The following is a 25,490-nucleotide window of genomic DNA, read 5'->3' as shown; positions in this document are numbered from 1 at the left end:
TTCGGCCGGGGATCAGCGTCTGACGTGGGCGGAGGCGCCCGCCATCAGTTCCTCGACCTCGGCGAGTGAGGCCATCGAGACATCGCCGGGCGTTGTCATGGTGAGCGCACCGTGGGCCGTGCCGTAGGCGAGGGCGCGCTCCAGGTCGGCGCCGGTCAGCAGGCCGTAGATCAGCCCGGCGGCGAAGCCGTCGCCGGAGCCGATGCGGTCCAGCACATGGAGGCCGGACATCCGGGGGCCGGTGACGAGACCGGTGTTCGGTGACCAGGCCGCCGATGACCAGTCGTTGACCCCTGCGGAGGGCACGTCGCGCAGGGTCGTGGCCAGCACACGAGCCCCGGGCAGCAGGGCGGCCACGTCGGCGAGTACGTCCGGCAGTTCGTCCGCGCCGATGCGGTCGGCCCCGGGGTGCTTTCCGGCCAGGCCGAGGGCACCCACCACGACGTCGGCGTGCCGGGCGAGCCGCAGATCGGTCTCGCGCGCCCGGTCGGCCCCGCCCCGGCCGGCCCACAGGCTGGGGCGGTAGTTGGGGTCGTAGGAGACGGTCACCCCGTGCCGCCGAGCCGAAGTCATCGCCTCGTCCGCCACCTCGACGGTGGTGTCCGACAATCCGGCGAAGATGCCGCCGGTGTGGAACCAGAGCGGGGCTGCCGAGAACACCGAGTCCCAGTCGATGTCTCCCGGCCGCAGTTGGGACACGGCGGTGTTGGCACGGTCGCTGACGCCGAGCGCGCCGCGGATGCCGAAGCCGCGTTCGACGAAGTTCAGTCCGTTGCGGGCGTTGCGGCCGATGCCGTCGCCCTGGACCCAGCGGATGAGCGAGGTGTCGACACCTCCCTGCAGGATCAGGTCCTCGGCGAGCCGGCCGACCGGGTTGTCGACCAGGGCCGTCACGACGGCGGTACGGAGGCCGAAGCAGCGGCGGAGGCCGCGCACGACGTTGTACTCGCCGCCGCCTTCCCAGACCTGGAAGGAGCGGGCGGTCCGGATCCGGCCCTCGCCCGGGTCGAAGCGCAGCATCACCTCGCCCAGGGCGATCACGTCGGTGCCGAGGCGGCCGCGCCCGGTCACGTCCTGCCCCTGTCCACGGCGTCGGCGGTGAGCCGGCGGATCTCCTCGTACTCGCCGCGCTCCAGATGACCGGCGGTCGCCATCCAGCTGCCGCCGACGGCCAGGACCGCCGGGTGCGCGAGGTAGGCCGGAAGGTGGGCGGGACCGATGCCGCCGGTCGGCACGAACCGCATCCGGGGAAACGGTGCCGCCAGGGCCTGGAGCATCGACGTGCCGCCGAGGGGTTCGGCGGGGAAGAGCTTGACCGTGTCGAGGCGGGCCCGCACGGCGCACATCAGCTCGCCGGCGGTGGCGATGCCGGGCACGACCGGCACGCCCAGCTCCCGGCACCTGGCGACGACCTCCGCGTCGAAGCCGGGCGACACCACGAAGCGGGCACCGGCGGCCACGGCCCGCTCGGCTTGCTCGGGTGTGAGCACGGTGCCGGCCCCGACGGCGAGCCCGCCGTGCGCTGTCATCGCCTTCAGCACCCGCTCGGCCGACGGTGTGCGGAAGGTGACCTCGGCGGCCTGCGCGCCGCCTCGCATGAGCGCGTCGGCCAGCGGGGCGGCGGTCGCTTCGGAGGGTACGGTCAGCACCGGCAGGATCCGGCTGCCGAGCAGTCCGGAGATCGGGTCGGTGGTCATCGGCCCAGCCAACCGCCGTCGACCGGCAGAACGGTGCCGTGGACGTAGGCCGCCGCGTCGGAGGCCAGGAACACGGTGGCGCCCGCGAGGTCGTCGGCGGTGCCCCAGCGTCCGGCCGGGATGCGGTCCAGGATGGCCTTGCTGCGCACCGGGTCGTCCTGCAGGGCCTGGGTGTTGTCGGTGGCGATGTACCCCGGGGCGATGGCGTTGACGTTGACGCCGTGCGGGGCCCATTCGTTGGCCAGTGCCTTGGTCAGGCCGGCGATGCCGTGCTTGGCGGCGGTGTAGCCCGGGACGGTGACGCCGCCCTGGTACCTGAGCAGCGAGGCGGTGAAGATGATCCTCCCGTGACCGCGGGCCACCATCGCCGCGCCGACGGCCCGGGTCAGCGTGAACTGCGCGGTGAGGTTGACCTGGAGCACCAGGTCCCAGTCTGCGTCGGTGTGTTCGGCGGCCGGGGCGCGGCGGATGGTGCCGGCGTTGTTGACGAGGATGTCCACCGGCCGCTCTCGTCCGGCGAGTTGCTCGCCCAGGGCGCGTACGGCGTCGGGGTCGGCGAAGTCGGTGCGGATCGCCTCGAAGGAGCGCCCGGTGGCGAGGACGTCCTTCTCCACCGCGCTGCCGGACTCCTCCAGGCTGGCGCTGACCCCGATGATGTCGGCCCCGGCCTCGGCGAGGGCGCGGGCCATGGCCCGGCCGATGCCGCGCCGGGCGCCGGTGACGACGGCGAGCCTGCCGGTCAGGTCGAAGACGCTCATGCGGTCGCTCCCCGCTGCTGGCTGGTGCAGTCCACCAGGATCTTCATCACGTCGCCGCCGGCTTCCAGGGCCTCGAACGCCGAGGGGGCCTCGGTTAGCGGCACCACCTTGCTGATCAGCCGCTCTGCGGGGACGGTGCCGTCCGCCACCAGCGCCACTGCCCGTTCGAAGTCGGATCGGTCGTACAACCGGGCGCCCACGAGGGTGAGTTCACGCCAGAAGAACCGGTGCAGGTTCACCTCGCGGGGGCGCGGATGGATGGCGACCAGGCACAGCCGGCCCCGTACCCCCAGGACTTCGACCGCCGTGTCGACACCGGCCGCGGCGCCGGACACCTCGAACGCGACATCGGCGCCCGCGTCGCCGGTCTAGTCCTGCACCAGCTTGGGCACGTCGTGCGTGGCGGGGTCCCAGGTGGTCAGGCCCAGTTGCTCGGCGAGCAGCCGGCGGTGGGCGCTCAGCTCCACGATGCGGACATCGGCTCCGGCGGACCGCGCGACCAGGGCGATGAGGAGGCCCACCGGTCCGCCGCCGACCACGACGACCCGTTCGCCGTCCTGGACGCCGGCCCGGCCGACGTCGTGCACGGCCACCGCGGTGGGCTCGACGAGAGCGGCCCGGTCCAGGGAGACGGAGTCGGGCAGGCGCACGAGCGTCGAGGCGGGCACGGTCCAGCGCTGCTGCATCGCGCCCGGGGAGTCGATGCCGATGAAGTCCAGGTGCTGGCAGATGTGCCGGTGGCCGGCCTGACAGGCCGGGCAGCTGCCGTCCCAGCGCACCGGCATCACGGTGACCGCGTCGCCGGGCGCCCAGCCCTCCACGTCCGGTCCGACGCGCACGATCCGGCCGGACATCTCGTGCCCGAGGACGGCGGGCGTGCTGACGCGGGCATCCATGTCGCCGTGGAAGATGTGCAGGTCGGTGCCGCAGATGCCGACGTAGGCAGGGGCGAGCTCCACCTCCCCGGGGCCGGGCGGTGAACTGACGGCGGGAGCGGTGTCCAGGGTTCGGGCGCCGGTGTAGCGGACGGCGAGTGTCGTCATCGTGAGATCAGGGTCCCTTCAGCGCGGACGCCGATGGTCAGCAGCAGGTTGGCGTAGGTACGGGTGTCGGCGGTGACGATCGCGAGCGCCAGGTCGGGCGAGCGCGCAGCGTCGTAGAACTCGTGGCGGCCGAGCGTGTCCACGGGCACGGGTGCCAGCAGGGCGCGGTACTCGGCGATGACCGGCGGCTCCGGCTCACCCTCGGGCGGCACCATCACTTCGGTCAGCAGCATCGGGCCGTCCTCTCTCAGAGGGCTCTGTCGGGCACCAGCCCGTAGAAAGCGGTCACGGTGCCGGCCAGGACCGCCTGGGTCTCGCCGTCGGAGCAACCGTGCAGGAGCTCCTCGACGGTGGCGGCCCAGCGGTCCCAGCCGCCCGCGAGGATGCAGACGGGCCAGTCGGAGCCGAACATCAGCCGCTCGGGTCCGAACGAGGAGAGCAGGACGTCCCATACCGGGCGGACGTCGGTGATCGTCCACCCGTCGTGGTCGGCCTCGGTGATCAGCCCGGACAGCTTGCACGTCACCTGCGGGTGTGCGGCCAGCAGCCTGACCTGCCGCTCCCACTCCGCGAGGTCCTGCCGGGCGATGGGCGGCTTGCCCGCGTGATCCAGCACGAGGGGCAGGTCCGGGAGGCGTTCGGCCAGTCGGATCGCCTGCCGGAACTGGTGGTCGCGGATCAGTACGTCGTAGGCGAGGCCGCGTTCGCACACGGCCTCCAGGCCTCGTTCGACCTCGGGGCGCTGCAGCCACTCGGGGTCGGACTCGCCCTGCACGAGGTGCCGAAGGGCTCGCAGGTATCCGCCGCCGGGCCCGGCGCGCAGCTCGTCCAGCAGGTCGCCGAGCGCCGGGAAGGTGAGGTCCGCCCAGCCGACGACGCCACCGATGAGCGGGTCGTACTCGGCCAGGGCCAGGAGTTCCCGTGTCTCCGGGACGGAGGGCATGCACTGGACGACCACGGTGCTCTCCAGCCGCCGGCCGGCGATCGTCCGGGTGGCGGTCGCGCGCAGGTCGTCGGGGCCGGAGGTGCGGCGGATCGGTTCGTGGGCCGGCTCGTCCAGCCACGGCTGCGGAGGGCGGGCCAGGTCCCAGAGGTGGTGGTGCGCGTCGACGAGCCCTGCTGACACGACGTCAGACACGGGTGCTCCAGACGGGGCCGTCGGGGTAGGCGTACTCCTTGAGGGACTCGGGGAGCATCTGGGCGCTCAGGCCGGGTGCGGTCGGCGCGAGGTAGTTTCCGTCACTGATGCGCACCGGGTCGAGGAAGTGCTCGTGCAGGTGGTCGACGTACTCGATGACGCGGTCCTGCAGCGTTCCCGAGACGGCGACGTAGTCGAACATCGACAGGTGCTGCACCATCTCGCACAGGCCGACCCCACCGGCGTGCGGGCAGACCGGCACTCCGAACTTCGCGGCGAGCAGCAGGATCGCGAGGTTCTCGTTGACGCCGCCGACCCGCGCCGAGTCGATCTGCACGATGTCCACCGCACCGGCCTGCAGCAACTGCTTGAAGACGACCCGGTTGGCCACGTGCTCCCCGGTGGCGACCTTGACGGGCTCGACGGCCTTGCGGACCGCGGCGTGGCCGAGGATGTCGTCGGGCGAGGTGGGCTCCTCGATCCAGTACGGCTGGTAGGGGGCGAGCTCGCGCATCCAGTCGATCGCCACTGCGACGTCCCAGCGCTGGTTGGCGTCCACGGCGATGCGGATACCGTCGCCGACCGTCTCGCGGGCGGTCCGCATGCGCCGCACGTCGTCCTCCAGGGACGCGCCGACCTTCAGCTTGATCTGGGTGAACCCGTCCGCGACGGCTTCGCGGGCGAGTCGGGCCAGCTTCTCGTCGGAGTAGCCGAGCCAGCCGGGGGTGGTGGTGTACGCGGGGTAGCCGCGCTCCAGCAACCGGGCGGTCCGCTCCGCGCGGCCGGGTTCGGCCCGCTGCAGGATCTCCAGTGCCTCCTCGGGGGTGAGGGCGTCGCTGAGCCAGCGGAAGTCGACCTGCGCGACCAGTTCCTCCGGCGACATCTCGCCGAGGAACTGCCAGACGGGCTTACCCGCGCGCTTGGCCGCCAGGTCCCAGGCGGCGTTCACGACCGCGCCGGTGGCCATGTGTATCGCGCCCTTCTCCGGGCCCAGCCAGCGTAGCTGGGGGTCATGGATGAGGGTGCGGGCGAATGTTCCGAGGTCGGCGCAGACCTCCTCGACGGACAGGCCGACCACGTGCGGGGCGAGGGCCGCGATGGCGGCGGCCTGCACGTCGTTTCCCCGTCCGGTGGTGAAGGCCAGGGCATGGCCCTCCAGCCCGTCGCCGGCGTCGGTGCGCAGGACGACGTAGGCGGCCGAGTAGTCGGGTTCGGGGTTCATCGCATCCGACCCGTCCAGATGCTCGGACGTCGGGAACCGGACGTCCAGGACATCGAGGGCGGTGATCCGGGCGGATGCGGACACAGTTGACGGCATGGCAGCAACTCCTGTGAAGGCAGGTGGGACATCGCCCCCTGCGGCGCGAGCGGCATTCGATTCGGCCCGCGCTTCGAGATTGGTGAGAGCCTAGGGCGACAGACATCCCATGTCTAGTGATGGATTTGATGCTGTGGTGGGAGTGGAAGCGCAAAAGGACCGATCAGGCGCTCAAATAAATCGGATGTATGTCGGCCGCCGCCTGCCGGTCCGCTCACTCCTGGACCCTGCCGCCGGTGATGCGCGAGATGGTCAGGGCGGCCAGGATGATCAGGCCGTTGAGGGCGCCGATCCACCGCGCCGGGACGCCCGCGAGGGTGAGCACGTTCTGGATCATGAAGAGCAGCAGGATGCCGGTGAAGGCTCCGAGGACCGTCCCCTTGCCGCCGTTGAGGCTGATGCCGCCGATGACTGCGGCGGCGAACACGGTGAAGATATAGCCGTTGCCCTGCCCGGAGGCGACCGAGGCCAGCCGTCCGGACAGCATCAGCCCTGCGAGAGCGGCCAGCAGACTGCCGGTCACGATGACGATCCACAGCACACGGTCGGTACGGATGCCCGCCGCCTTCGCCGCGTCGACGTTTCCTCCGATCGCGTACAACGAGCGGCCGAAGCCGGTCCAGCCCATGACGACGCCGGCGACGGCGAACAGGGCCAGGCAGATCCAGATGGAGACGGGCACGCCGGCCCAGTCGGCGTCTGGCGGCCTGCGGGGCGGCATCCGCTGCGGGGGTCTGCGCGAGGACGGTGCCGTGGGGTCGTGCGGGGAGGGAGGAGGGGCGGCGGCGGGTGTCGCGGACCCGCCTCCGCCCTTGCCGGATGAAGCGGTCAGGCCGCGCGCCGCTCGAACTGCTGGTTGAGGCCGGATCCACACGGCCACTGGATGAGCTTGGCCCCGTCGGCGGTGGAGTTGCCGGACACGTCGAGGCACTTGCCGCTGCGCCTGGCCACTAGCGATTCTCGCCGAACCAGTAGAAGTACGACCCCACCTTGATCACTCCGCCGCCGTGCGCGTGCACGACGGCTCCGGTGGCGTCGGTGAACTGGGTCGCGTTGGTCACGGTGACCGGAGCCGCCTGGGCCGGCGAACCGGCGACGAGCAGTGCGAGCACGGCCACGGTGGCCGCGAGCACACAGGCGAGAGTGCGTCGAAGCATCTGGGTTCCTTCGGAACGGCCCCTTCGGGGAGTGGGCAGGGAGCGACACGCACCCGCCGACACCTGCGGCGCGGGGCGGCTTCTTCCCGTGCCACGGTTTGTGAATTGTTGAAATATGTGCGGCTCTGTTGCAGGACGGTAGGCAGTTCACGCGGCCGCGTCAACGCTTCGGACAGGAATGGCCGACCGCCCGCTCGATGCGGCGACGCTGACCCAGGTCGACACGCAGGGGCAGCGATACATCCCATGTTCATCGCCGTTGGGTCGGTCGAATCGCCTCTCCGCCGTCCGATCCAGCGTCAGAAGCTGTCAAACCTCTAGACAAGCACCCGACCTATGCGCCTTAATCCATCCCATGTCATGGACGCCTCGGTGAACCGCTGTGCGGCTCCACATGTGGTTCGCCGTAGCGGCGACCCCTCCGGAACGCCGGCCTTCTGGCTCGACCCGAACCTCCGTCCACGCTGTCCCGGGACAGCCAGGAGAGACGCCTCAACAGAATCCACCAGCTGCCACGCGTGCTGGCCGGGAGCATCGGCGCGATGACCCACTTGATGCCCCGCACGTCTGCCGGCAACAGGTCGTGGCCGTGCCGCGCTGAAACACGTCCTCATAGGAGAGGTGAAACCTTTGTTCCACAGTCCTTCACGCGACAGCCGGAAGGTCAGCCGGTGGCGAACCGCACTCGCCGGGCTTCTCGCCCTGCTCGGTGCTTTCGCGGCAGTGCTGCTGCCCGCCGCACAGGCCCAGGCGGCCTCCGTGGGATTCACCCTGGGAGCCACCCGCACCGACCAGAACGGCAAGACACTCCAGCTGCACGGGCTGGGCATCGTCAAGGTGGGGAGCACCTGGTACGGCTTCGGCGAGGACAAGACCGGCGAGACGTCGGCGAACACCTCGTTCCAGGACATCCCCTGCTACACCTCCGGCGACCTCGGCACCTGGACCTACCAGGGCATGGCACAGGCCAAGCAGAGCAGCGGCGATCTGGGGCCGAACCGGGTCGTTGAGCGGCCGAAGGTCATCTACAACGCGTCTACCAGCACGTATGTGATGTACGTGCACATCGACAACTCCGACTACTCCGACGCGAAGGTCGGCGTGGCCACCAGCAGCACCCCCTGCGGCCCGTACAACTACCGGGGCAGCTTCCGGCCGCTGGGCAACGTCAGCCGTGACCTGGGTCTGTTCCAGGAGAGCGACGGCACCGGGTATCTGCTGACCGAGGACCGCAGCAACGGCGGCCTGCGGATCGACAGGCTCTCCGCGGACTACCTCTCGGTGGACAGCTCGGTGGCGCTCCTGGGCGGCGGCAGCATCGAGTCCCCGGCCATGGTGAAGGTGGGCGGCATCTACTACATGCTGGGGTCGCACCTGACGGGCTGGAACCTCAATGACAACGTCTACGCCACCGCCACGTCCCTGAGCGGACCGTGGTCGGCCTGGCGGGACCTGGCCGCCCCCGGCACCAACACGTACGCGAGCCAGACGGCCAACATCATCACCGTCCAGGGCTCCGCGGGCACCACGTACATCTACGCGGGCGACCGCTGGAACACCGGTGACCTGGGCAACTCCCAGCTGATCTGGCTCCCGCTGACCATCAGGGAGACGACGGTGAACCTCGGCCAGTACCCCACCTGGTCGCTCGACACATCCGCGGGCACCTGGTCAGCCGGCAGCGGAATCCCCTCCCCCGGCACCTACACCCTGACCAACGCGGCCAGTTCGATGCTGCTGGACGTGTCCGGTGCCTCCACCGCCAACGGGGGCGGGGTCATCCAATGGCCGTCGACCGGCGGTGCCAATCAGAAATGGACGCTCACCAAGGTGGCGGACAACATCTACACCCTGACCAGCGTCAACAGCGGACTGTGCCTGGACGTCCCCAACCACTCGACCAGCACCGGCGTGCAGTTGCAGCAGTGGACCTGCAACGGCGGCGCCAACCAGCAGTGGGCGCTGGACCTCACCGGCAGCCTCACCGGCAGCAAGTACGTGCTGGTCGGCGTCGGCAGCGGCCTGACCATAGGCACCGGCGGCTCGACCACGCAGGGCGTGGCAGTGGACCAGGAGACCGGCGGCAGTGCGAGCGCTGCCAGCGAGAGCTGGACCCTGTCCTGACCGGCTGACGGCAGCGGGCCCGGCCGGCGACCGGGCCCGCCCGGCGGGTGGCCCCACGCGCCGGGCCACGGACGCCGACAACCTCAACACCGTTGTTCAAGGACGAACAGTAAGGATTCACGGTGCCGGATTACATCTCACGCAGGTCGGTGCTCGCCGGTATGGCGGCCATGACGGTCGCCGCCTCGGTCGGCTCCGTCGCCATGACGACGCCCGCGTACGCCGCGGCGGCCGCCGACCCACTGCCGCTGCCTCCCCTGCGGATCCCGCAGATCGACCTGGGACTTGAGCAGCAGCCGGACTCCAAGATCCAGTGGCTGCAGGACGCCAAGCTGGGCATGTTCATCCACTGGGGGCCGTACGCGGGTCCGGCCAAGGGCGAGTGGTACATGCACAACGCCGCGGTCACCCCGGCGAACTACCGGAAGTACGTCACCGACGCGACCAGCGAGCAGTTCACCGCCGACGCCTACAACCCGGCGGCCTGGGCGCAGTTGGCCAAGGACTTCGGCGCGAAGTACGCGACGCTGACCACGCGTCACCACGACGGCTTCGCGCTGTGGCCGCTGAACCACCCCAACGCCTGGAGCTCCGGGCAGGCGCCGCTGGGCCGCGACTTCGTCAAGGACTATGTCGCCGCGGTGCGCGCGGCCGGTCTGAGGGTGGGCCTGTACTACTCGCCGATCGACTGGCGCTACCCCGGCTACTACGACGTGACCGGTACCAACTGCGCGACGAACCCTTGGGGTTACACCACCGATCCCGCGCACAAGGAGAACGCGCGGATCATGAAGACCGAGGTGTACCAGTCGGTCAAGGAGCTGGTCACCCAGTACGGCGTGATCGACGACTTCTGGTGGGACGGCGGCTGGGTCGCGGAGCAGGGCACCGACGCGGCCGGCGCGTTCTTCTGGGAGCCCGGCCAGTTCCGCGAAACTGCCAACCAGTGGCCGGTGGACGCCGCGTACGGCGAGACGGACGCCAGTGGCAAGCCGCTGGGACTGATGGGCATGGTCCGCAAGCACCAGCCCGACATCGTCGCGACCTCACGCTCCGGCTGGAAGGGCGACTACGACAGCGACGAGGGCCCGGGCGTCCCGAGCGGGGCGATCCGCACCGGCAGGCTCGTCGAGAAGGTCTTCAGCGTCGGTGGCACGTGGGGCTACTCCAACTCCGCTGTCATGGGCTACGGCACCGCCATGGACATCCTGGTCAACTGCTGGGTGCGGAACATGACCGTGATGGTCAACGTCGGCCCGGACCGGCACGGCACCGTCTCCACCGCCCAGGCCAACCTGCTGCGGCAGATCGGCACCTTCATGACCGCCTGCGGCCAGTCCGTCTACGGCACCCGCGGTGGCCCGTGGAACCCGGTCGACGGCCAGTACGGCTTCACGTACAAGGACAACACCTTCTACGTCCACCTGCTGTCCGGCTACAGCGGAACCACCTTCACCACCCCGCCGGTCGGCGACGCGCAGGTCACCCGCGTGTTCGACGTCCGGTCCGGCGGCAACCTCTCCTACACCGTCAGCGCCGACGGCCGGGTCGCCGTCACCGGCATCGACCGCACCACCCACCCCCAGGACAGCGTCGTCGGCGTCGTCCTCGACCGGAGCGTGCAGCCGGCCGACATCGCCGCCGGCCGGACCGCGACCGCCTCCAGCGAGGAGAGCTCCAAGGGCAACACCGCAGCCAAGGCGGTCGACGGGGCCACCGCCACCCGATGGTGCGCCAACGACAGCAACACCGGCCACTGGCTGAAGGTCGACCTCGGCTCGACCCGCTCGCTGACCGGCACCCGGATCGCCTTTGAGCTCGACAACACCAACTACCGCTACAAGATCGAGGGTTCCACCGACAACAGCACCTGGACCACGCTGGCCGACCTCACCACGACGACCAGCACCAGCCAGGTCCAGATCGCCCAGTTCCGCACCCAGGCACGGTACGTGCGCGTCACCGTCACCGGGCTACCGGACAGCGTCTGGGCGTCCATCCGCAACCTGGAGGTCTACGACCGGCCCTTCGGCGCGGACCTGGGCACATTCAAACTGGTCAACCGCAAGAGCGGCAAGGTGATGGACGTCAGCGACGCCTCCACCGCCGACGGTGCCAACCTCATCCAGTGGCCCTGGACCGGTGGCACCAACCAGCAGTGGAAGCTGGTGCCCAACTCGGACGGGTCCTACCGGCTGTCCAACGTCAAGAGCGGCAAGGTCCTCGAGAGCCCCGGCAACTCCACCCAGGGCGCGGACCTCGACCAGTGGACCGGCAACGACGGCGACAACCAGTGGTGGAAGCTCGTCCCCTCCGCGACCAGCGGCTACTACCGGCTCGTCAACGTCCGCAACGGCTGGTGCGCCGACGTCAAGGACGCCTCCACCGCCGACGGCGCCCATGTCATCCAGTGGCCCACCACCGGCGGCGACAACCAGGACTGGCAGATCCTCGCCGTCTGACGGACGCCTCGCCCCGCTCACGATGTCAACGTGGAGGACGTCGACAGCGAGGATCCCTTGAGCTCCGGCCTCGAGGAAAATCGACCAGGATCGGTCGGCACGCAGGGGCGCCGGGTCGATTCCGGCCTGCTTCAGGATCTCCCGGACGGTGGAGGCGGCGATCCTCCAGCCCATGGTTCGCAGTTCGCCGTGGATCCTGCGGTACCCCAGGTGTCGTTCTCGCGGGCCCGGCACAGCACCAGGGCGCGTAGTGCCTTGGTGCTGTGCCGGGCCGGCCTGGTCGGCGGGGCGGGTAGGTCCACTTTCGCGCGACCAGCCGGGCGTGCCAGCGCAGCACGGTGCGCGGAGTGACCACCAGGGTGGTCAACGGCTCGCTGGTGCGAAACGCATTCGGCGGACCTGTATCAGCGGCCGCGCCGAGGGCGGCGGCTGATGCGCCCACGCATGCGCCTGCGGACAAGAGCGACGACACCGGCCGAGGCCACCAGGGCCGCGACGGCCGAGGCGAGCGTCACCCAGCCCGCGCCGCCGGCCCGGGCTCCCGGGGAACCGCCAGCGGTCTCGCTGATGGTGGACCCCACAGAGGCTGAACCGCCGGCCTGGCCAGCGGGCACGCCCGTGGAGCTCGCCGACGCCGAGGCTGATTCGGTGCTCGCCGTCAGGGCCGTCAGCTCGATGTGACCGGCTGTACGGGCAACTGAGAACACAGCTCCTCCCACGCTGAGCGTGTCGCCGGAGAGCGCGGCGTCCTGGGAGCCCACAGTGAAGCTTTGGATTCCGCCGGGCAGAATGATCTTCGCGCCCGTGACGACCTCCAGCTTGCGCAGCTTCGTCGACGTTGCCGTGCCGAGATCGAGGACGGCTGACGCACCGGTAAGGGCGACATCGCTGGACGAGGAGAGCGACGCACCGACCACCGCGAGCGTTCCGTTGGCCACGGTGGTGGCACCGGTGTAGGAGGCGGCGGTCAGCGTCGTTGTCGCGGTGCCGTTCTGCGTGACCGATCCGGAGCCCGACACCGCCGGCAGGGTCGCGGGCGTCCGGACGTTCTGAATGATCAGCGACCCGTTGTCGCTGATCGCGTCGAGAGCGCCTTTGGTGTAGAGACTGCCGTCCGCTCCTGCCGTCCCGGATCCGAGGCGCAGCCTGGCACCCGGCTGGATGGTGGTGGAGCCGTCGTAGAACTGAGCGGCGGCGAAGGTCACATCGTTCCCGGGCGTGCCGGCGATGACGATGTCACCCGCTCCGGGAGCGGCGAGGGTGTCGTGGTACTTCCCCCCGCCGATGGGCAGGCCAAGGGTGACCGCGCCGTTGTAGTTGAAGGTCAGCCGCGAGCGCTGGGAGTTGGCGTGCAGGTTGATGTACGCCGTTTCGGCCGTGCCCGGCATGAAGATCTGGTGGGTGGTGCCGTCTCCCCACTGGACGTCAGCACCCTCGATGTTGGTGCCGCGCTTGTTCAACTGGTGCGCGACCGAAACCCAGTTGAGGTTGCTGTTGCTCAGCGCCGGCGAGGTCGTGCCGGTGTTGTCGCTGTAGCTGTAGGTGCCCGTCAGGATCACCTTGCTGCCGGGCCGGGAGTGGACGTTGACGTCGTTGCCGTACTCACGGCTGTAGAAGTTCTGGCGTTGGACGACCGTGTGGTTCAGCGGGGTGTCGATGATCCATGAGCCCCGGTTGAGGACGGCCTTGGCATTCGGCAGGTCGGCCGCGCAGGTGGTGCCGGCGTAGTTGGCGCCGGTGCCGATGTCGAGCACCCCCGAGAAGGGACTGCTTCCGCACAGCTGGAGCGTCCCCCACATGTTGCGGGGCTGGACAATCGTCCCGGAGCCGCTGATGGTGCCCAAGTTGAACAGGCGAGTGAGCGACAGGTTCAGAGTACCGTCCACCCTGATGTTGTCCTGGTTCTGCTGGTAGCCGGGCGAGTTGTAGGGGAAGGCGCCGATCAGGCCCGTGGTTCCGCCGTTGCCGTATTGCAGGGTGGCGCCGGCGTCGACCGTTATCGCCGGTCGGTCGGGATTGCTGACGACCACATAGGGGTGGTTTCCGCCGGGGATGCTGACGGACTGGCCCTGCTGGGAACCGGGGAGCGTGAAGGTGCTGTCCTTGGTGAGGATCAAGGTGCCCGTACCGGAAATCCGCAAGGACCCCTGCCCGCTGATGACCCCCGAGTACGTGTGGGTCCCGGGCGGTACGTTCACGACGGCGTTTCCGCCAAGGACCACGTCACTGTTGGAGAGTATCGACGATGTGATGTCACCATCAGCCGCGACGGCGCTCGCCGGCGCCAGGGCCAGGGGCATGGTCGTCGTCGCCGCCACAACCGCGGACGCCAGCAGTGCATGCCATGAACGCTTCATCGAGAGTGCTTTCTGGAGTGCCGATGCAGGTGCTCCTGAAGACCGCAGCCGGCGCGTGGTTCCGACGGATGCGCGGCCGGGCGGCCGTCGAGCAGGCTTGCCGAGTCGTGAAAGAGGAGCATGCGGACGGGCGACACGAGCATGCCCTGGAGATCGGGGCAGCCTTCCGGCGGATGGCGATACACCTGAACCGGTGAGGCTGCGCGAAGGTCCGCTCGACAAGGTAGCGGAGCTTTCTGAGGCCGATGCTATCGCGCCACCGTTGCGGGGGACGCCCGGCACCCTTGCACGCCTCGGATTGCCGCCCCGACCCCGCGCGTACCCGGGCCACGGTGGCCGGCCCCCGAGGCCGGACGGTGGCGAGCCAGCCCAGGCCAGGAGGCTGGCGTCTGGCCCCGCCTGCACGAGGGATCCTCGCCGAGCTGCGAACAGGCGACCTGACCCGTCGATCGCGGCCGCCCAGTGCGTGGACGCCCACGCAACTACGGTGGGACGGTCGCCGACTGCGGACGCCCCTCCACGTCGACAAGCACCGCCGCTTGGCGTGACGTCGTGCCGGTTCCCGTCCAGCCAACGTGTGCGGCGGTGCTCTTCAGCGCCGCCGCATCCGATGTGACTGCTCAGCCGTGTTCTTGAGCCGCTTGTGAGGACGCCGATCCTTCTGGGGCACGCGCGTGTGGAACGTCGACGCCGAGAGCGCCGACGTCACCTTGACGCTGATCAACGTCTACCTCACCACGAAGTGACCTGAAAAAGTTCCCGGCTCGCGGCAACCCTTTGCGGAGCCTGTGACCACAAGGAAGTAGATCCGGCCAGTTCCGGTGTCCGGATCCGCCTTTCTCTCGTCCACGGTTCGCAAGGAGAACGTCTACCCATGAGCAACCCCCCGAACGGCGCGCGCCGCGGGCGTCACCGCCGTCGCTTGAGCGCCACCGCTCTGGCGCTCGGTGTGCCCCTCGCAGTCGTGTCGTACTTCGTGTTCACACACGAGGACTCCCAGGCCGCGACGGTCGACAGCGGTGCCTACTACAGGCTGGTCTCGGTACGCAGCGGCAAGGTGTTGGACGTCAACGCCTTCTCTACCGCCGACGGCACCCGTATCCAGCAGTGGACCGACCAGAACACCGCCAACCAGCAGTGGAAACTGAAGTCCACCGGGGACGGCTACTTCGAGCTGGTGAACCGCAACAGCGGCAAGGTGCTAGGGATAGCGGGCGACTCGACCAGCCAGGCGGCTGCCGCCGAGCAGCAGACGGACAGGTCCTCAGCGTCCCAGCAGTGGCGGATCGACGATGTGCGCGGTTCCGACGCGGTCACCTTCACCTCCCGCAAGAGCGGTCAGGTCCTGGACGTCTCCGGAAGCTCCACGGACCGGGGCGCGCAGGTCATCCAGTGGCCCGGCTGGGGCGGCGCCAACCAGCAGTGGAAGCTGGTGAAGGTGGCGGAGAGCGGCGGCGGCGCGCAGACCGGGTCCGGATCGTACGTGTGGAAGAACGCCCCGGTGGCGGGCGGCGGTTACGTGACCGGCCTGGTCTTCAACCAGAAGGAGAAGGGCCTGTTGTACGCGCGCACCGACATGGGCGGCGCGTACCGCTGGGACACCGGGGCCGAGCAGTGGATACCGCTGACCGACTGGATTGGCGAGAAGGACTGGAACCTGCTGGGCATAGATGCGCTGGCCACCGACCCCGTCGACCCCAACCGGCTCTACCTCGCGACGGGCACCTACACCAACGAGTGGGCCGGCAACGGCGTGATCCTGCGCTCCACCGACCGGGGCCGCACCTTCCAGCGCACCGATCTGCCGTTCAAGCTGGGCGGCAACGAACCCGGCCGCGGGGCGGGCGAACGGCTCGTGATCGACCCCGCGAACCACGGCACCCTACTGCTGGGCACCCGCAAGAACGGCCTGTGGCGCAGCACCGACTACGGCGCGACATGGAGTCAGGTCTCCTCGTTCCCCGTTAAGGACGGGGCGAGCAGCGGCGCGGGCATCTCCTTCGTGACGTACGGCCCGGCCGGCAGCAACACGATCTACGTCGGCGTCAACGACAGGTCCACCTCCCTGTACCGCTCCACCGACGGCGGCAACACCTGGCAGGCCGTCTCCGGGCAGCCCACCGGCCAGATGCCGCAGCACGGCGTGGTCTCCGGTGACGGCTCGCTGTACCTGTCCTACAGCAACAGCATCGGCCCCATGGACGCGACGGCGGGCTCGGTGTGGAAGTACACGCCGTCCGGCGGCGCGTGGAAGAACATCTCCCCCTCCCAGGGCGGTTACGGGTTCTCCGGTCTGGCCGTCGACCCGCAGAGACCGTCCACGGTGATGGTCACCACCCTCGACCGCTGGTGGCCCGAGGACGAGGTCTACCGGACCACCGACGGCGGCACGACCTGGAAGGCACTGGCCGACAAGTCGCAGCGCGACGCCTCCGGCGCTCCTTACGTCGGTACCGGCACCGGGCACTGGATGACCGCGCTGGCCATCGATCCCCTCGACTCCGGGCACGCGCTGTACGGCACCGGCAACGGCATCTGGCGCAGCAAGGACGCCAACGCCTCCGACAGCGGCGGCACCAGCCACTGGGCCTCCGGGGCCCGCGGGCTGGAGGAGACCTCGCTGGCGGACGCGATCGCCCCTCCCGGCGGCACCACCGTCATCACCTCCATGGGCGACCAGGGCGGCTTCCGCCACGACTCCCTGACCGAGGTGCCCGCCGGACGGCTGAAGAACCCGCTGATGAGCAGCAGCACCGACATCGATTTCGCTCAGTCCAACCCCTCGATGATGGTGCGCGTCGGCCGTGGCGGCGCGCAGGACGGCGCCTACTCCACCGACGGCGGCAGCAGCTGGAACGGCTTCAAGTCAGAGCCGGTCAGCAGCTCCCAGATGGGCCATGTCGCGCTTGCGGCGGACGGCTCCACCATCGTCTGGACCGAGGACGGTCAGGTCCCGTACCGCTCGACCGACAAGGGCTCGAGCTGGTCGAAGGTCAGCGGCCTGGGCACCGACGCCGAGGTCGTCGCCGACCGCTCCTCCGGCAACACCTTCTACTCCCTGTCCGGCGGCACCCTCTACGCCAGCACCGACGGCGGCGCGACCTTCACCGCCCGGACCGGCAACCTGCCCTCCGGCCGGCTCATGGCCGTCCCCGGCATCGCCGGGGACCTGTGGATCTCCGGCGGCGGCAAGGGGCTGCTGCACTCCACCGACGGCGGCCGCACCTTCACCCCGCTCGGCTCGGTGCAGTCCGCCTCGGCCCTCGGCTTCGGCAAGGCCGCACCCGGCGCCAACTACCAGGCCCTGTACCTGATCGGCACCGTCAAGGACGTCACCGGAGTCTTCCGCTCTACCGACAAGGGCGCCACCTGGCTCCGCGTCAACGACGACGCCCACCAGTGGGGCGCCATCGGCAGCCTCGGCATCATCACCGGCGACCCCGACACCTATGGTCGCGTCTACATCGGCACCAACGGACGCGGTCTCCAGTACGGCGACCCTTCCTGACCCCGACGCCCGAGCGGGGCCGCAGGCACAACGGCCTGCGGCCCCGCCATGGCTGACGGAACGCGCTTCGTCTTCACCGGCATGCTGGTGGCGGCCGGCTTCGCGGTGACCGCCGTCGTCCAGCGCCCCCCAACACCGCGGACGGGCCGCTGCGGACGGACGGCTCGGTCGACCCGCACAGCACCATCTACTGGGCGCAGAGCAACATCACGCTCAAGACCACCCAGCCACTCACCGCACTGACCCTCGAACTGCGCATCGCCCAGACCGGCGGCGTGCAGAGCACCGGCAGCCGGCGACCCCTGCCCACGGACGACGTCACCGTCGCCGTGCAGGAGGAGAGCGGCGCGCTGGTCCACCGCTGGGTCCTCAAGCCGGGCCCGTATGGTGCCGCCCGGACAGCACGTCGTCGCCGGCCGGTACAACCACGCCACCGGCGGACGGGACGCCAAAGGATGACACCTACCGCGCCGACGCCGGGACCGCCGCAGGCCCCCTCGCGGTCCGGGGCGGCTTCGCCCCGACGGGATGAGGGCCGCGCCAATCTCTGGCTCGACAAAAGATTCCTCCCGATCACGGCAACCTTTGTGCGCGCGGCGCCAACTGGCAGGTAACCAGGGCCGAGACCAAGGCCCGCTGCGCCAGAAGGAGAAGCCGTTGCCAGATCAGAACCGCTCTCATCGCCGCCGTCCGGCAACCCGCCGCCTGCTCGCCGCCACCGTGGTTCTCGCCGCCGCGGGTGCTGCCATACCGCTGGTCGCTCAGGCCGCATTCACGCCGAACGCCGGCACGCCGGCTGTGGTCGGCGACGCAGCTGCCGGCAGCGGCCGCTACTTCGGTACGGCAGTGGCCGGGGGCAGGCTCGGGGACTCGACGTACTCCACCATTCTCGACCGGGAATTCAACATGATCACCCCGGAAAACGAGATGAAGTGGGACACCACCGAACCCTCCCGCGGGTCGTTCAACTTCGCCTCCGCCGACTCGATCGTCAGCCACGCCTCCGCGCACGGCCAGCGCACGCGCGGCCACACCCTGGTCTGGCACTCCCAACTGCCCAACTGGGTCGGCTCCATCACCGACGCCAACACCCTGCGCGGCGTGATGAACAACCACATCACCACCGAAATGACCCACTACAAGGGCAAGATCTACGCCTGGGACGTGGTCAACGAGGCCTTCGCCGACGACGGCAGCGGCCGGCACCGCAGCTCCGTGTTCCAGAACGTGCTGGGCAACGGCTTCATCGAGGAGGCCTTCCGCACCGCCCGGAACACCGACTCCTCGGCCAAGCTCTGCTACAACGACTACAACATCGAGAACTGGACCGACGCCAAGACCCAGGGCGTCTACACCATGGTCAAGGACTTCAAGTCCCGCGGCGTGCCCATCGACTGCGTCGGCTTCCAGAGCCACTTCGGCACCGGCGGCCCGCCGGCCAGCTTCCAGACCACCCTGTCCAACTTCGCCGCGCTCGGCGTGGACGTCCAGATCACCGAGCTCGACATCGCCCAGGCATCCACCACCGCCTACACCAACACCGTCAAGGCCTGCCTCAACGTCGCCCGCTGCACCGGCATCACCGTGTGGGGCATCCGCGACAGCGACTCCTGGCGCACCGGCGAGAACCCGCTGCTGTTCGACAACAACGGCAACAAGAAACCCGCCTACAACGCGGTGCTCACCGCCCTGGGCAGCGCCAGCAGCGGCGGCGGGACGCCGGACGGCGGCATCGCCTCCGGCACCGTCTACACGCTCTCGGACGTGGCCGCCGGACGTGTTCTCGACGAGCCTGCGGGGCAGAACGGCAACGGCACCCCGCTCCAGGTGTGGGACGCCAGCGGCGCCTCCAACCAGCAGTGGCGGGCCGGCAAGAACGGCGACGGCTCCTACACGCTGACCAACGTCGCCAGCGGCCGGGTCCTGGACGAGCCGGGCGGCCGGACGGGCAACGGGACGAGGATGATGGTCTGGGACTCCAACGGCGGCGCCAACCAGCACTGGCGCGCCGCCCGGAACGGCGACGGCTCCTACACGCTGACCAACGTCGCCAGCGGCCGGGTGCTGGAGACCCCCGGCGGTCAGACCGCCAACGGCACCGCCGTCCAGATCTGGGACTCCAAGGGCGGCGCCAACCAGCACTGGAACTTCAAGTCGGCCGCGCCGACGGACGGCACGTGTGCTCTTCCGTCGACGTACCGGTGGTCCTCGACGGGTTCGTTGGCGCAGCCGGCGAACGGGTGGGCGTCGGTGAAGGACTTCACCGACGTGGTGTACAACGGCAAGCACGTGGTCTACGCGTCGAACGTGTCGGGATCGTCGTACGGTTCGATGATGTTCAGCCCGTTCACGAACTGGTCGGACATGGCGTCGGCCGGGCAGAGCGGGATGAGCCAGGCCGCGGTGGCGCCCACGCTGTTCTACTTCGCGCCCAAGAACATCTGGGTGCTGGCGTACCAGTGGGGTGCCTGGCCGTTCATCTACCGCACGTCGAGCGACCCGACCAACCCCAACGGCTGGTCCGCGCCGCAGCCGCTGTTCACCGGTAGCATCCCCAACTCCGGCACCGGCCCGATCGACCAGACCCTGATCGCCGACGGCCAGAACATGTACCTGTTCTTCGCCGGTGACAACGGCAGCATCTACCGGGCCAGCATGCCGATCGGGAACTTCCCGGGCAGCTTCGGCTCGTCGTACACGACGGTCATGAGCGACACGGCGAACAACCTGTTCGAGGCGCCGCAGGTCTACAAGGTCAAGGACCAGAACCAGTACCTCATGATCGTCGAGGCCCAGGGCGCGAACGGGCGCTACTTCCGCTCCTTCACCGCCACCAGCCTGAACGGCTCGTGGACCCCGCAGGCCAGCACCGAAAGCAGCCCCTTCGCGGGCAAGGCCAACAGCGGTGCCACCTGGACCAACGACATCAGCCACGGCGACCTGGTCCGCAGCAACCCCGACCAGACCATGACCATCGACCCCTGCAACCTGCAGTTCCTCTACCAGGGCAAGTCCCCCACCGCGAGCGGCCCCTACGACCAACTGCCGTGGCGGCCGGGCGTCCTCACCCTGCAGCGCTGACCCGCCTGATCCACGGGTGATCGCGATCGGGTGCAGTCTGCCGGCACGTGGACGAGCGGTTTACGGATTCACGCCCGCTCCACCAGGCGAACAGCCGGCCGTGTGAATAGGGGATGCCGGCGCTCTCCTCGGAGGCGCCGGCATCCCGGTCGGGTCAGCTGGTCACGCGGAAGGTGGCGTCACCGCGTGCGGTCGCGGTGGTGATCGGGTCGAGCCGCAACTCGTACGCGTAGTGCCGGATGTAGTGGTCGGGGTGGTTGTACGACTGGAACGACGACCAGGTCGAGTCGGCCAGCCCGGCGACCTGGCGGAAGGTGGCGTCCTGGGCGAACTGGCTGCTGCCGTCGTTGTAGACGAGCTGGAAGTCGTAGTTGGAGTGCCGCAGGAAGTACCCGGGGAAGTTCACCGACTCGAAGGAGACGGTACCGGTGCCCGCGAGGCCGGGCCGCAGCCGGAACCGGGAGTCGTCGAGGGGGTTGACGTTCGGGTCGATGCGAGCATCGAAGTTGGTGTGCCGCACGTACCGGTCCTGGAAGTTGAACGACTGGAGCCGCTGGGCGGGGGTGTTGGGCCAGCGGGCGAGCACCCGGCTCTCCTCGGCGGCCGTCAGGTTCAGGATCCAGCCGTGGCGCTTCTTCGTGCCGCCCATGTTGTAGCTTCCCGATGCCTGCTTCTGGTAGGCGGCGGGGTTGGACGGATCGGTCGTCAGGACCGGCATGTAGCCGCCTCCTGAGGCGTACTGGTCGAGGTAGAGGGCCCACTTGTCGGTGCCGTTGAACTTCATCCACATTGGGCCCTCGACCTGGGACCCGGTCAAACCGATGCCGGAGAGGTTGCCGAGGTTGGTCCACGTCCCCAGGATCGAGTTGCTGCCCTCGAGCGTGATCTGTCCGTCACCGGAGGCCCGCACGTAGCGGTAGTTGCCGACGCCCGACGGCACCTCGATGATCTGGGTGTCGATGATGTTCTGGGTGCCGGGGCGGTCGATGTAGAGCTGCGGGGTGGTGATGGTGCGGAAGTCGCTCGTGCGGGCGTAGTAGATGCGGTGCTTGAGCACGCCGTTGAGCGTCGCATTCGTCGCCCAGTACAGGACGTAGTCGTTGGTCGTCGGGTCCCAGATCGCCTCGGGCGCCCACGCGTTGCGGCCGTCGGGGATCGCGCCGGCGACGTTGAGCAGCCACGGCTGCGACCAGTTGACCAGGTCCGTGGACTCCCACACCACGAGGTTGCGGCTGGCGTTGTTCTGGGCGGTGTCCCAGTTCTGCCCACAGCCGATGCACAGGTCGGTGGCGATGATCCAGTACCGGCTCCCGTCGGGCGAGCGCACCAGTGCCTGGTCACGCACGCCCTGCGTGCCGACCGTGGAGCGCAGGACCATGCCACCGCCGTTGAGGTCGTTCCAGTGCACACCGTCCGTGCTGTGCGAGAGGTAGGTCTGCTGACCGGTCGACCCGTCACCGGTGAAGTGCACCATCAGGTAGCCCGGGTCTGCGGCGGCGGCCCGCTGTGGTGTGGCCACAGCCAGGCCGGTGAAGAGGAGGCATACGGCGAGCACTACCGCCGACAGCCGTGCGCGAAGCGCGGACATGGAACGTCTCCTGTTAGTTGTGGGAATGCCACCAGGGTGAAGGGGGGCGCAGTGCGACGGGGAAGCTCGATCTCGGTGGGGGCGGTGCCGGGCGACCTGTGTCTCCGCGTGTGGTGCATGTCGCCGTGGTGACAGCTGGGCCGTGCGCAGTCCGGTCCGGCGCGGTTCGGGCAGCACCGCATCCAGGTCGTTCGTGTGAACCGGAGGTGACGCCGCTGTTTCGCGCTTGTGAGATTGTTAACGCTCACAATTTGGCGGGACAAGAGGTAGGATCCGCCGTTACCCAATCTTGACCCGCTGTGCCCAGGCCGACTGAATCCGGCGACCGTGGCACCGCGCGCAGTTCCGCCTGGCGGGCGCGGTCTACGGCTCCCAGACCGGCAACATCGTCAACCTCGTCCCCGGGCAGCAACACCGACGGTTTCGCCACCAAGGAACCCCAGCGGGTGTCGCGGTCGGTGGTGTCGTCGAGCGAGCCGACGTAGCCGCAGGCCAGCAGACCTACCCGACCCATCCCCGCCCGAACGGGTGGACCTTTTGGAAGACACGTCTGCCCGCTGACGGATCGACTACCTGATGGCCAGTCAGGGACTCGCGGCCAGGTGCATCGAGGCCTACGCCGAGCAGCCCGCCTCGCACGCGGAACGCTGGTCCGATCACGCACCCGTCACGGCATTCTTCGACCGCGGATAACTAGGCCGGGAAAGCGGAAGGTCGTGCCGTGACGTCCTGTCCCCTCGCTGCCCGGAGCGCATGCACCGGGCGCCGGACCTAGGCTGGAGCCAGAGACCGGATTCCCGTTCCGGTATGCACGGCTGCCTGGACGGAGGCGCGCATGGAGACGGCCGGCGTGCAGGACGCACCCACTGCCGTTGTCGTGGTCGATCCGGACGGCTTGGTGAGCGGCTGGAGCGAGGGTGGGCTGCTGTTGCTGGGCTGGGCGGCGGAGGAGACCGTCGGCCGCCCCGTGACCGACCTGCTGGTCGATCCCCCGCCCGGCTTCCCCGACGACGCCGGCACCGACAGCACCGGCTTGATCGCCCTGCGCCACCGGAACGGTTCCACGGTGGACGCCGTGGTGACGGCTCATCCCCTGGGCGGGAGCAGCGGCCGGGCGCTGGGCCTCGTCCTGACCGTCCAGCGCTGGGGACGGCGCCCCGTGATCGCCGACCGGGCCTTCGAGCAGTGCCCCTTCGCCCTGGGGGTGTACGACCCTGACCTGCGGTTCCTGTGGGTGAACGCCGCCGCGTCCCGGGTGATGGCGCACTCGGAGGAGCAGGTGCTCGGTGAGAAGTACCGCGAGCTGTTCCCCGAACTGGACGATGCCGCGTATACCAACAAGCTCTCCGAGGTGGCCAGGACCGGCGAGCCCGCGCGTCTCATCACGATCTTCCGCCCGCTCGGCAGCGCCTACGCCAATGCCTGGGCCACCAGCATGTGGCCCGTCCGGGACGCCGAGGGCACGGTGCGCGCGGTCGCGAACTGGGGATTCGACATGAGCGCCGAGTACTGGGCCCGCCAGCGCCTGCTCATCCTCAACGAAGCCAGCAGCGGCATCGGTCGGACCCTCGACGTGGTCAGCACCGCCCGGGAGCTGGCGACGGCCCCGATCCCGGGCTTCGTCGACCTGGCCATCGTCGATCTCTTCGACGAGGTGCTGCGCGGGGAGGAACCGCCCGTCCCCGCCGCGGTCACCGCCGCCGGCACCATCACGCTCAGCCGCGCCGCCCAGCACAGTGCGAAGGAGGATCCGGACCGGCCTCCCGGACCGGCGACGCCGGTCGGCTACGCCTCCGGCTCCATCGTCGCCCGCTGCATGGCCACCGGCAGGTCCACGGTGCAGCTCGCCGCCGAACCCAGCCAGGGCGGCGAATGGGCCTTCGGCCCGGGTCTCGCCGCCGACCCCGCCCACTGGCCGCCCGGCACCCCGCTGATCGACCCGTCCATCGCCGCGAAGGGGCTCACCGGCAAGATCACCGTGCCGCTGCTGGCGCGCGGCGCCGTGCTCGGCGTCGTCGCGTTCGCCCGCCGCGACCGGCCCGAGGCCTTCACCGCCGACGACCTGATCCTCGCCGAGCAAATGGCCGCCAAGGCCGCCGTGGCCATCGACAACGCCCGCCGCTACTCGCACGAGCACACCACCGCGCTGACCCTGCAACGCAGCCTGCTACCACAGCGGCTGCCGCGCCAGGAGGCGATCGAGGTCGCCTCCGGCTACCTGCCCGCCGGAGCCGGTGCGGGCGTGGGCGGCGACTGGTTCGACGTCATCCCGCTGTCCGGCGCCCGGGTCGCCCTGGTGGTCGGCGATGTCGTCGGGCACGGCCTGCACGCCTCGGCCAGCATGGGCCGGCTGCGAACGGCGGTCCGCACCCTGGCCGACGTGGACCTGCCGCCGGACGAGCTGCTGACCCACCTGGACGACCTGGTCCTCCACCTTCCCGACGACCTCCAGCCCGAAAACCGTTTCGAATCGACCGGCGAATCCGGGGCCACCTGCCTGTACGCCGTCTACGACCCGGTCTCCCGCCGCTGCGCCATGGCGAGCGCGGGGCACCCGCTGCCGCTGATCATCGCGGCGGACGGCAGCAGGACCTTGCTGTCGGTACAGCCTGGACCGCCGCTCGGCGTCGGTGGGCTGCCGTTCGAAGCGACCGAGGTCGAGGTGCCCGAGGGCAGCCTGCTCGCCCTCTACACCGACGGACTGGTGGAGAGCCGCGAACGCGACGCCGAGCAGGGGATCGCCGAACTGCTCCGGGTCCTGAGCGAGCCGGCCACCTCGCTGGAGGCCCTCTGCGACACGGCGATCGCTGTCCTGCTCCCCGACCACCGCACCGACGACGCGGCCCTGCTCCTCGCCCGAACCCACGCGCTGACCGCCGACCGCGTCGCCGATTGGAACGTCGAGCCCGACGTCTCGCAGGTGCCGCCCGCCCGGCGGTTCGCCTCCGGGCAGCTGGCCGTCTGGGGCCTGGAGGAGGAGGCGTTCGTCACCGAGCTCGTCGTCACCGAGCTGGTCACCAACGCCATCAAGTACGGCGAGCCGCCGATCCGGCTGCGGCTGATCCGCGACACCGCGCTGATCTGCGAGGTCTCCGATGCCAGCGAGACCACACCGCACCTGCGCCGGGCCCGCGCCTTCGACGAGGGCGGCCGGGGCCTTATGCTCGTCGCCCAGCTCACCCAGGGCTGGGGCACCCGGCACACCACCAGTGGCAAGACGATCTGGTGCGCGCAGACCATCGAGTCGAGGTAGCGAGCG

The 25,490-nt window shown here is 69.8% G+C and carries 14 protein-coding genes and 4 pseudogenes; 6 read left to right on the top strand and 12 right to left on the bottom strand.

Features of this window, described 5'->3' with window-relative positions:
- Window positions 1–12: 12 nt before the first annotated feature.
- The 10 genes and pseudogenes from FB465_RS32205 to FB465_RS37230 all read right to left on the bottom strand — a co-directional run.
- Window positions 13–1,071, bottom strand: coding sequence for a sugar kinase (locus FB465_RS32205; RefSeq protein WP_281292368.1), 1,059 nt, complete (start codon window positions 1,069–1,071; stop codon window positions 13–15).
- Window positions 1,068–1,697, bottom strand: coding sequence for a bifunctional 4-hydroxy-2-oxoglutarate aldolase/2-dehydro-3-deoxy-phosphogluconate aldolase (locus tag FB465_RS32200; protein WP_145796262.1), 630 nt, complete (start codon window positions 1,695–1,697; stop codon window positions 1,068–1,070). Before FB465_RS32200 ends, FB465_RS32205 begins: the two co-directional genes overlap by 4 nt.
- Window positions 1,694–2,455 carry an SDR family oxidoreductase gene (locus tag FB465_RS32195; protein WP_145796261.1) on the bottom strand — a complete coding sequence of 254 codons (762 nt, stop codon included), beginning with the start codon at window positions 2,453–2,455 and terminating at the stop codon, window positions 1,694–1,696. Before FB465_RS32195 ends, FB465_RS32200 begins: the two co-directional genes overlap by 4 nt.
- Window positions 2,452–3,498: pseudogene (locus tag FB465_RS32190) on the bottom strand (zinc-dependent alcohol dehydrogenase). The gene FB465_RS32195 and the pseudogene FB465_RS32190 overlap by 4 nt, the downstream one beginning before the upstream one ends.
- A complete protein-coding gene (locus FB465_RS32185; RefSeq protein ID WP_246192996.1) occupies window positions 3,495–3,731 on the bottom strand; it encodes an RbsD/FucU domain-containing protein in 237 nt (78 codons plus the stop codon). The pseudogene FB465_RS32190 and the gene FB465_RS32185 overlap by 4 nt, the downstream one beginning before the upstream one ends.
- Before the next feature lie 14 nt (window positions 3,732–3,745).
- Window positions 3,746–4,636 carry an amidohydrolase family protein gene (locus tag FB465_RS32180; protein WP_145796259.1) on the bottom strand — a complete coding sequence of 297 codons (891 nt, stop codon included), beginning with the start codon at window positions 4,634–4,636 and terminating at the stop codon, window positions 3,746–3,748.
- Window positions 4,629–5,954, bottom strand: coding sequence for an L-fuconate dehydratase (locus FB465_RS32175; RefSeq protein ID WP_145796257.1), 1,326 nt, complete (start codon window positions 5,952–5,954; stop codon window positions 4,629–4,631). Before FB465_RS32175 ends, FB465_RS32180 begins: the two co-directional genes overlap by 8 nt.
- A 214-nt stretch (window positions 5,955–6,168) precedes the next feature.
- Window positions 6,169–6,651, bottom strand: a pseudogene (locus FB465_RS32170) (ABC transporter permease); the annotation flags it as partial.
- 131 nt (window positions 6,652–6,782) lie between these two features.
- Window positions 6,783–6,905 carry an RICIN domain-containing protein gene (locus FB465_RS37235; RefSeq protein ID WP_246192994.1) on the bottom strand — a complete coding sequence of 41 codons (123 nt, stop codon included), beginning with the start codon at window positions 6,903–6,905 and terminating at the stop codon, window positions 6,783–6,785.
- Window positions 6,906–6,907: 2 nt separating this feature from the next.
- Window positions 6,908–7,111, bottom strand: a pseudogene (locus FB465_RS37230) (beta-xylosidase); the annotation flags it as partial.
- A gap of 630 nt (window positions 7,112–7,741) precedes the next feature.
- On the opposite strand from FB465_RS37230, the gene FB465_RS32160 reads away from it, so the two are divergent.
- Window positions 7,742–9,235, top strand: a complete 1,494-nt coding sequence (locus tag FB465_RS32160; RefSeq protein WP_145796254.1) for an RICIN domain-containing protein — start codon at window positions 7,742–7,744, stop codon at window positions 9,233–9,235.
- 161 nt (window positions 9,236–9,396) lie between these two features.
- Window positions 9,397–11,697, top strand: coding sequence for an alpha-L-fucosidase (locus tag FB465_RS32155; RefSeq protein ID WP_425461269.1), 2,301 nt, complete (start codon window positions 9,397–9,399; stop codon window positions 11,695–11,697).
- Window positions 11,698–12,101: 404 nt separating this feature from the next.
- Here the strand turns inward: FB465_RS32155 and FB465_RS32145 are convergent, their stop codons facing one another.
- A complete protein-coding gene (locus FB465_RS32145; RefSeq protein WP_425461227.1) occupies window positions 12,102–14,336 on the bottom strand; it encodes an autotransporter in 2,235 nt (744 codons plus the stop codon).
- A gap of 592 nt (window positions 14,337–14,928) precedes the next feature.
- Between FB465_RS32145 and FB465_RS32140 the strand changes: the two genes are divergently transcribed.
- Window positions 14,929–17,562 carry an RICIN domain-containing protein gene (locus tag FB465_RS32140; protein WP_145796250.1) on the top strand — a complete coding sequence of 878 codons (2,634 nt, stop codon included), beginning with the start codon at window positions 14,929–14,931 and terminating at the stop codon, window positions 17,560–17,562.
- A 657-nt stretch (window positions 17,563–18,219) separates the two neighbouring features.
- The gene (locus tag FB465_RS32130; protein WP_425461226.1) at window positions 18,220–20,643 is read left to right on the top strand and encodes a non-reducing end alpha-L-arabinofuranosidase family hydrolase; all 2,424 of its coding nucleotides are present in this window, start codon (window positions 18,220–18,222) and stop codon (window positions 20,641–20,643) included.
- Window positions 20,644–20,797: 154 nt separating this feature from the next.
- Here the strand turns inward: FB465_RS32130 and FB465_RS32125 are convergent, their stop codons facing one another.
- Window positions 20,798–22,231, bottom strand: coding sequence for a glycoside hydrolase family 43 protein (locus FB465_RS32125; protein WP_145796249.1), 1,434 nt, complete (start codon window positions 22,229–22,231; stop codon window positions 20,798–20,800).
- 561 nt (window positions 22,232–22,792) lie between these two features.
- Here FB465_RS32125 and FB465_RS37220 point away from each other — a divergent pair.
- Window positions 22,793–22,924, top strand: a pseudogene (locus tag FB465_RS37220) (exodeoxyribonuclease III); the annotation flags it as partial.
- 142 nt (window positions 22,925–23,066) lie between these two features.
- Entirely contained in the window at window positions 23,067–25,484 is a 2,418-nt protein-coding gene (locus FB465_RS32115) for a SpoIIE family protein phosphatase (RefSeq protein WP_145796247.1), read from the top strand.
- Window positions 25,485–25,490 lie beyond the last annotated feature (6 nt).

This window comes from Kitasatospora atroaurantiaca, from assembly GCF_007828955.1.
Taxonomy (GTDB): domain Bacteria; phylum Actinomycetota; class Actinomycetes; order Streptomycetales; family Streptomycetaceae; genus Kitasatospora; species Kitasatospora atroaurantiaca.
This window is presented reverse-complemented; position numbering and strand designations above follow the sequence as displayed.